This window comes from Rhizobium sp. M1 (assembly GCF_002531805.1).
GTDB lineage: Bacteria > Pseudomonadota > Alphaproteobacteria > Rhizobiales > Rhizobiaceae > Rhizobium > Rhizobium etli_C.
Window position 1 is genome coordinate 1 of the sequence record NZ_NWSW01000115.1, and the last position, 854, is coordinate 854.

The following is an 854-nucleotide window of genomic DNA, read 5'->3' on the forward strand; positions in this document are numbered from 1 at the left end:
CCCGACCAAGGCGCTGCTGCGCTCGGCCGAAGTGCTCGACCATGCCAACCACTTCAAGGATTTCGGCCTGGTTCTCGAAGGCACCGTCAAGCCGGACCCCAAGGCCGTCGTCGGCCGCTCGCGCGCCGTTTCCGCCCGTCTCAACGCCGGCGTCGGCTTCCTGATGAAGAAGAACAAGATCGACATCATCTGGGGCGAGGCGAAGCTGACGAAGCCCGGCGAGATCGTCGTCGGCAAGTCGTCGAAGCCGGTCGTCGAGCCGCAGCATCCGCTGCCGAAGAACGTCAAGGGCGAGGGCACCTATACCGCCAAACACATCATCATCGCGACCGGCGCCCGCCCGCGCGCGCTGCCGGGCATCGAGCCGGATGGCAAGCTGATCTGGACCTATTTCGAGGCGCTGAAGCCCGAGGCGCTGCCGAAGTCGCTGATCGTCATGGGCTCGGGCGCGATCGGCATCGAATTCGCCAGTTTCTACCGCTCGATGGGCGTCGATGTGACGGTTGTTGAAGTCATGCCGACCATCATGCCGGTCGAGGATGCCGAAATCACCGCCATCGCCCGCAAGCAGCTGGAAAAGCGCGGCCTGAAGATCTTCACCAGCGCCAAGGTCACAAAGGTCGAGAAGGGGGCGGGCAGCATCACGGCCCATGTCGAGACGTCGGATGGCAAGGTGCAGCAGATCACCGCCGACCGGATGATTTCGGCCGTCGGCGTTCAGGGCAATATCGAAAATCTCGGCCTTGAGGCGCTCGGCATCAAGACCGACCGCGGCTGCGTCGTCGCTGATGGTTACGGCAAGACCAATGTCGCCGGCATCTATGCAATCGGCGATGTCGCCGGCCCGCCGATGC

At 63.9% G+C, this 854-nt stretch carries 1 protein-coding gene; it reads left to right on the forward strand.

Annotated features, from left to right (window positions below):
- Positions 1–854: FAD-dependent oxidoreductase (locus CO655_RS33200; protein ID WP_176539358.1), on the forward strand; the 854-nt coding region annotated here is incomplete at both ends.